This is a genomic window from Mucilaginibacter sp. P4_E8 (assembly GCF_056401495.1).
On the sequence record NZ_JBFUJG010000192.1, the window covers coordinates 1 to 7,536 of the forward strand.

8 protein-coding genes and 1 riboswitch are annotated in these 7,536 nt (G+C 40.1%); of the genes, 2 read left to right on the forward strand and 6 right to left on the reverse strand.

The genetic code is table 11. The features are described 5' to 3' along the window. A riboswitch (cobalamin riboswitch) is annotated at window positions 1-104 on the reverse strand. This riboswitch is flagged as partial in the annotation. 49 nt (window positions 105-153) lie between these two features. Together AC1DRQ_RS28215 and AC1DRQ_RS28220 are read left to right on the forward strand one after the other, a co-directional pair. Beyond that, entirely contained in the window at window positions 154-1,410 is a 1,257-nt protein-coding gene (locus AC1DRQ_RS28215; protein WP_477428964.1) for a serine hydrolase, read from the forward strand. Window positions 1,411-1,476: 66 nt separating this feature from the next. Next, the gene (locus AC1DRQ_RS28220) at window positions 1,477-2,217 is read left to right on the forward strand and encodes an SRPBCC family protein (RefSeq protein WP_477428966.1); all 741 of its coding nucleotides are present in this window, start codon (window positions 1,477-1,479) and stop codon (window positions 2,215-2,217) included. Window positions 2,218-2,861: 644 nt separating this feature from the next. Here the strand turns inward: AC1DRQ_RS28220 and rplT are convergent. From rplT to AC1DRQ_RS28250, 6 genes are all read right to left on the reverse strand, one after another. Further along, window positions 2,862-3,206, reverse strand: a complete 345-nt coding sequence (gene rplT / locus AC1DRQ_RS28225; RefSeq protein ID WP_076369188.1) for a 50S ribosomal protein L20 — start codon at window positions 3,204-3,206, stop codon at window positions 2,862-2,864. A gap of 78 nt (window positions 3,207-3,284) precedes the next feature. Beyond that, the gene (gene rpmI, locus AC1DRQ_RS28230) at window positions 3,285-3,485 is read right to left on the reverse strand and encodes a 50S ribosomal protein L35 (RefSeq protein WP_429392782.1); all 201 of its coding nucleotides are present in this window, start codon (window positions 3,483-3,485) and stop codon (window positions 3,285-3,287) included. A 118-nt stretch (window positions 3,486-3,603) separates the two neighbouring features. Then, window positions 3,604-4,170 (reverse strand): translation initiation factor IF-3, encoded by a 567-nt coding sequence (gene infC / locus AC1DRQ_RS28235; protein ID WP_091207084.1) that lies wholly within the window; start codon window positions 4,168-4,170, stop codon window positions 3,604-3,606. Window position 4,171: 1 nt separating this feature from the next. After that, complete coding sequence (thrS, locus tag AC1DRQ_RS28240) at window positions 4,172-6,097, reverse strand: threonine--tRNA ligase (protein WP_477428969.1); 1,926 nt, start codon at window positions 6,095-6,097, stop codon at window positions 4,172-4,174. Window positions 6,098-6,298: 201 nt separating this feature from the next. Then, window positions 6,299-6,829, reverse strand: coding sequence for a DinB family protein (locus AC1DRQ_RS28245; RefSeq protein ID WP_477428971.1), 531 nt, complete (start codon window positions 6,827-6,829; stop codon window positions 6,299-6,301). A 153-nt stretch (window positions 6,830-6,982) separates the two neighbouring features. Next, window positions 6,983-7,432, reverse strand: coding sequence for a cupin domain-containing protein (locus AC1DRQ_RS28250; RefSeq protein WP_477428973.1), 450 nt, complete (start codon window positions 7,430-7,432; stop codon window positions 6,983-6,985). Window positions 7,433-7,536 lie beyond the last annotated feature (104 nt).

The following is a 7,536-nucleotide window of genomic DNA, read 5'->3' on the forward strand; positions in this document are numbered from 1 at the left end:
GGTTAAAGAGCTTACAGCTGCGGGACAGTTACGGATTTTCACCATATTCCCTTTTAATTCATTTACAGTAATAACTGCATGAAACCTAAAGCACAACAAAAGTAGGATAAGTATTAATATCCACAAACTAAACAATCAGTATATTTATGCCTCATGAAGCTATACTTTACACTACTATTGCTGCTAACCAGTATAACATGTTTTGCCCAGCAGCCTGATACGGTTTTTTTAAAGGGACTTTTGAAAGATCATCCGGAGCTATTCAGCGGCATTTTGAACCACCCTACCCAAAACGAAATACAAATATTGTATACGCAGATAAACAGGGATAAAAACAATATACCACATTTTAAATCATATAGTTATCGCCTTAATGCGAAGCATTATTTTTACCCGGCAAGCACGGTGAAATTACCAACAGCCATATTCGCGCTTGAAAAGCTTAAAGAATTGCATGTTGAAGGATTAACCAAACTATCGGTTATGATAACCGATAGTGCGTTTGCAAAACAAACCAAAGTGAAGGCAGATACTTCGTCTGTTAGTGGGCTGCCCAGCATAGAAAATTACATAAAAAAGATACTATTGGTAAGTGATAACGATGCCTTTAATCGCCTGTATGAATTTGTTGGTCGCGAGGAGATCAACCGCAAATTAAAAAAATATCAATTGAACAACACCCGCATAATTGGCCGCCTGTCTGTTGGCGATGCTGGCGAAAGCACAAGACATACCAACCCTATTGACTTTTTTAATAATGGCAAGCTTGTTTATCATAAGCCAGCTTTGTTTGATAATACAGACTACCCCATGCAACTGGAAAATTTGATACAGGGTAAAGCCTATATGGATAGCAGCGACAGGTTGGTAAACAAACCCTTTGACTTTACCCAAAAGAATGTGTATTCTATTGCCGATCAGCAACAGGTATTAAAACGTCTGCTTTTTCCGGAAGCATTCTCCAAAGAGCAGCGTTATAACCTAACCTCTGCCGATTACCAATTCACATACCATTATATGAGTATGTTCCCTACCGAAAATTCAAAACCTACTTATAACCGGCCCGAATATTTCCAAGCGTATTGTAAATTTTTGTTTTACGGCGGCGATAGCACAGCAACTATGGAGCCCAACATCAGGATATTTAACAAAGTGGGCGACAGTTATGGGTACGATATTGATAATGCCTACATCGTCGACTTTAAAAATAAGGTTGAGTTTATGCTCACAGCTGTGGTGCAATCAAATGAGGATGGCATTTATAATGATAACAAATATGAATATGCTACCGTTTGCCTGCCATTTTTAAAAAATCTGGGGCGGGTTATTTACCAATATGAACTGCAAAGACCCAAAAAGCACCTCCCCGATTTAACCAAATTTAAATTTAATTACAAGCAGGTTAAATAAAATTCGATTAACAAAAACTTAGCATAGCATATGCTGTTTAAATTGTACACATACTTAAACAATATTATGGCATCAACTATAATAAAATATACCGATAATTACCCTGTACTTTATGGCGATGACAGGATAAACTTAAACTGGCCCGAACGTTATACTTCTATTATAGGCGGCGTAAAACTGGGTTTCTCAGGCTTTAAAAACATTTTCTCCAATCCTTTTGCAAGTGTTCTTAAAATTGGTGCCGGCGGGTATCTTTTAAGCTGGGGCATTACCGGGCATTGTGAATTGTATAAACGCATTGGTAAGCTGTCAACTCACCCTATCAATATAAATATCAGGTCTACTTTTACAGTAAATAAACCCAGGCACAAGGTTTATAGCTTTTGGCGCAAGCTTGATAACTTGCCCCTGTTTATGAAACACCTGGAAAGTGTGGATATGCTGGATGCCAAACGTTCGCATTGGGTATTAAAGTTACCTTCTGATTTAGCAACCGTAAGCTGGAATGCCGAAATTGTGCATGATGAACCAAACGAAATGATAGGCTGGAGCTCCCTGCCTGGTTCTATCATTGATAATGCCGGCAAAATACGGTTTCAGGATACTCCTGATGGCAAGGGTACCATTATTGATGTGGTAATCAGTTATCAGCCGCCGGCGGGTGGGTTTGGCGCAGGTATAGCAAAGATCTTAAACCCTGTATTTAAAAATATGGTCGACAGGGATGTACAAAACTTTAAACAGTATATGGATATTGATAATGATGCGGAAGAATATGGTGATCAGAGGATTATTGTGATTGAGTAAAATAGGCCCATATCAAAGTCATCCCGAATTTATTTCGGGATCTCACATGCCATATCTACGCCTTGTTACTTGCAAGTGGGATGCTGAAACAAGTTCAGCATGACAGTGCATTTTTACTACAAACCACAAAGGCCGCTAATTGCGGCATTTTATTAAATGTTTTTATCTTTTCCCCTGAGCTTTTGTATTTTATCATACCTGAATACACGTGCAGGTTTTGGATCGCCCTTTCCAACAATAAAATTTTTAGGATATCCTTTCTCCATATAAAAATGTCCCGTTACTTTAACATTTGTGATATGGAGACCGTCAGGTAGGTTATCAGCGTCAATTAGTTTGCTATTTGCAGGTTCCAGGTAAATGTATTCTGCATCGATTGTTTTTATACGGCTATCATTAATAACCCATTGCGCGCAGGTGCAGCCAACATAACCATAAGTAACAATTATAGTTGATGACTTTTATCCAGTTTTATTTGGGCCCGCGTTAAATTGGTGCAGGTAAAAATGACTACTACCAGTAATGCTAAATTTTGTAAAGGTTTCATTGGTTCAGGAATTTAATACAAGATAGTACCAAAACCTATTAAAACAAAAAAGCCTCCTGAGTTAACAGAAGGCTTTTTCTTATAAAGCTTGCGCTAATTATTTTACTGCATCAATCACGGCTTTGAAAGCATCTGGATGATTCATTGCTAAATCAGCCAATACTTTACGGTTTAAACCGATCTCTTTTGCTGCTAATTTGCCTATTAATTGTGAGTAAGAAATTCCGTGCTGACGGGCACCTGCGTTGATACGCTGTATCCATAAAGCTCTGAACTCTCTTTTTTTGGTTTTACGGTCACGATAAGCATACTGTAAACCTTTTTCAACTGTGTTTTTTGCAACGGTATAAACCTTGCTTCTTGAACCCCAATAACCTTTGGCGAGGTTCATGATCCTTTTCCTGCGTCTTCTCGACGCTACTGCGTTAACTGAACGTGGCATCTTGTTTGATTTTGGTAGTGAGTGCCTGCTTTTACAACAGAACTTAAAACTCTAATACCTGGTTAAAAAATTTGTGAATTACTTTCCGATACAAAGCATACGTTTTACGTTTCCTGAATCAGCATCAGATACTAAACTGGTGTGACCAAGGTTACGCTTACGTTTTGTTGACATCTTTGTTAAGATGTGGCTTTTGTATGCGTTCTTTCTTGTGATTTTACCGGTTCCAGTAAGCTTAAAACGCTTTTTAGCACTGGAATTGGTTTTCATTTTTGGCATAACTTTATTTATTTGTTTGTTTAACTTACAAATGTGCAACCCTGCAGACTTGTAAATGTCTTTATATAAGATAGTACAACTGTGAAAATCTAAGATTTGCGCAGCTGCACATCTGAAATTATTTTTTAGCAGCCTTTGGAGCAAGGGTTAAAAACATCCTTTTTCCTTCAAGCTTTGGTAATTGCTCCACCTTACCAACTTCTTCAAGCGCCTGTGCAAAACGCAGCAGTAATATTTCACCCTGCTCTTTGTATACAATGGCACGCCCTTTAAAGTGTACGTAGGCTCTTACCTTTTCGCCGGATTCCAAAAACTTGATGGCATGCTTTAATTTAAACTCAAAGTCATGATCATCAGTATTCGGTCCAAAACGAATCTCCTTAATAACTGTTTGCTTGGCATTGCTCTTGATCTCTTTCAGCTTTTTCTTTTGTTCGTAAATGAACTTGTTATAGTCCGTTACTTTACAAACTGGTGGAACAGCGTTTGGAGATATTTCAACCAGGTCCAATTCCTGCTCCTGTGCAATTGCCAGTGCATCTCTTAAAGAGTAAACTCCCTGCTCTACGTTATCGCCTACCAGACGAACTTCCTGAGCTCTGATGAATTGGTTAATGTTGTGTTCAGCTTCTTTTTTCTTAAAAGGAAGCCTTGGTCCTCTATTGAAAGGTTTGTTTAATGCCAAGTTATACTTTTATTTCTTTAGTTATTTGTTCTTTAAAATCTTCTATGCTCATGCTCCCTAAGTCACCCTGACCATGTTTTCTGACAGAAACCATGCCTTCGGCTGCCTCTTTCTCACCTACAATCAACATATAAGGGATCTTCTTGACTTCAGCATCGCGTATCTTCCGCCCTATCTTCTCGTCTCTAAAATCAATCAGCCCGCAAATATCGGAATCTTTTAACACATCAGAAAGTTTTTTTGCATATTCCTCGTATTTTTCTGATATCGGGAGGATAATGAACTGCTCTGGCGATAACCACAGCGGAAAGTTACCCGCGCAATGCTCAATTAATACGGCAATAAAGCGTTCCATTGAACCAAAAGGAGCCCTGTGAATCATTACCGGGCGGTGTTTTAGGTTGTCGCTGCCTGTATATTCCAGCTCAAAACGCTCTGGCAGATTGTAATCTACCTGTATGGTGCCCAGTTGCCATTTACGGCCCAGCGCATCTTTCACCATAAAATCAAGCTTAGGGCCATAAAATGCGGCCTCACCAAGCTCTGTTACAGTACGTAAACCTTTCTCCTCCGCTGCTTCAATGATAGCTGATTCAGCCAAAGCCCAATTTTCGTCAGTACCAATATATTTTGCCTTGTTTTCAGGATCGCGCAGGGAGATCTGTGCAGTGTAATCTTCAAAGCCCAGGGCTTTAAAAACATACAATACCAGGTCAATTACCTTCATAAACTCTTCTTTTACCTGATCTGGGCGGCAAAATAAGTGCGCATCATCCTGAGTAAAGCCACGTACACGTGTTAAACCATGTAGCTCACCACTTTGCTCATAACGGTAAACAGTGCCAAACTCGGCCAAACGTACCGGGAGGTCTTTATATGAGCGTGGTTTAGTTTTATAGATCTCGCAGTGATGCGGGCAGTTCATCGGTTTTAAGAAGAACTCCTCTCCCTCCTGCGGGGTTTTTATGGGCTGAAATGAATCGGCGCCATATTTTTCATAGTGTCCCGATGTTACGTACAGGTTTTTATGCCCAATATGTGGTGTAATTACCTGCTCGTACCCGGCTTTAACCTGTGCTTTTTGTAAAAAGTTAGTCAAACGCTCGCGTAATGCGGTACCTTTTGGTAACCACAATGGCAGGCCCATACCTACTTTTTCAGAAAAGGCAAATAGTTCCAGTTCTTTACCCAGCTTGCGGTGATCGCGCTTTTTAGCTTCTTCGATCATGTGCAGGTAATCAGTAAGCTCACTGGTCTTAGGGAAAGTAACACCGTAAATACGTGTAAGCTGCTTACGGGTTTCATCACCACGCCAGTAGGCACCGGCAAGACTCATCAGCTTAACCGCTTTTATAAAACCAGTGTTTGGAATGTGAGGTCCGCGGCATAGGTCGGTAAAATTACCTTGTGTATAAAAAGTGATGGAGCCATCGGGAAGGTCCTTGATCAGGTCAAGCTTATACTCATCACCTTTTTCAGTAAAATATTCAATGGCATCGGCTTTACTTACCGGTTTACGTATGTATTCTTCTTTGGTTTTGGCCAACTCAATTATTTTATCTTCTATCTGCTTAAACTCATCAGAAGACAATATCTTATCACCAAAATCAACATCATAATAAAATCCGGTTTCAATGGCAGGGCCTATACCGAATTTTGTACCCGGATATAAAGCCTCCAGCGCCTCGGCCATTAAGTGGGCCGATGAATGCCAGAAAGTCGATTTACCCAAAGTATCGTTCCAGGTTAATAATTTAACATGGGCGTCCTGCTCAATGGGGCGGCTGGCATCCCAAACCTGACCATCAACTTCGGCTGCTAATACGTTACGTGCTAATCCTTCAGAGATCGACTGCGCGATCTGCATGGAAGTAACCCCTTTGTCATACTGACGAACGGAGCCATCGGGAAGTGTAATACTAATCATCTACAACTATGATTTAAATTTTATAAAATTACGTTTAACAATCACCTACAAAGTGATCGTATATTTTGAGGTGCAAAAATAGGGATTTATTTGACAAATTACAGCCATTTAAACCCGTCATCCTGAATTTATTTCAAGATCTCTCGCGCTGGTTATCGCTATTCAGATGGGATGCCGAAACAAGTTCGGCATGACTAAGTCTTATTTTAAATATTTTTCTTTAATAATATTGATATGGTGCAGTTCATGCCCGGCAATGTGATAGGCCAAAGCCCTTACAGTGGCGTCATTGGCTGTACCGGTACCATGACCCATCCTGTCAAAAGCCTCATCGGGCAAGCCATTAAATAAAGCTATGGTTGCTCTCCGCACCGCTTCGTACTCCTCAAAGATGTTATCAAGATCCCTGTTATCAGCATCAGAATAGGTAGCATACGCATCCTGATCAAAGCCTATCAGGTTATTTTTTTCATTGCGCGCAAATCGCAGGGCGCGGTAGGCAAAAATGCGTTCGTCATCAATAATATGTACCAATACTTCTTTAATACTCCATTTGCCCGGCGCGTACCTATGGTACAAAACACTTTCGGGCAACGAGTATATCAACTGCTTTACCATATTAAAATTATTCCGCAGATGTTTTAGAATAAGCCCATCTGTGGGTAGAAGTTTCATATACACGATGGCATAAGGCGGATACTCTCCCGGTCGAGGCGGTGATATTATTCTCATGATCAAATTTGCGGATTGAATTATAAATTACCAAAAAAACGAACGTATTCCTTATGGGAATACGTTCGTTTTAAATATTCATTACTCACAAAAACCAAAAGCGGGACGCTTACAATAGCATGAGTACAAAAGACGGAACATTTAACGAGCACTTTAAACTATAAACGTATCAGGCCTAAGGGTAACATCCCCAATTTCGCCGGATAAGGTATTAAAAAGTTCCATGTCTGTTTTTTTATCAGGCAAGCCATCCGTTAATATACCCGGAATGCCGGCAGCTCTGATCACTTTTGCAAAGCCCGAGGGTGAAAATACGGTGATCGTTTTGGTTGGAATTTGCCCTGTTGCTGCCAGAGCGTGCGGCTTCCCTTTTGGAATAGTATAGCCTTGCCCCTGGTGCAGAACAATAGTGCCAGTATCGGTAAATATGGTTAGCTCACCTTCTATAACATATTCTGTCTCTGCATATTGATGATGGATGTGCGGCGGGGTTTTGGAGCCTGGTTGTACAACCCCTTCAATAAAATCATATTGTCCATCTGTATCATCACCATCGGCTATAATGTTGCGATGGATACCAAGTAGCCAAAAGTTATTTTTCATAGATTTTTATTTCAAAAATCGACAGATTAAACAATGGTATAAATCCCTAAACCTGGTTAGAGCCATCCCCAATTAGGGTGTATAGTTTAAGTAATGTCTCCGCT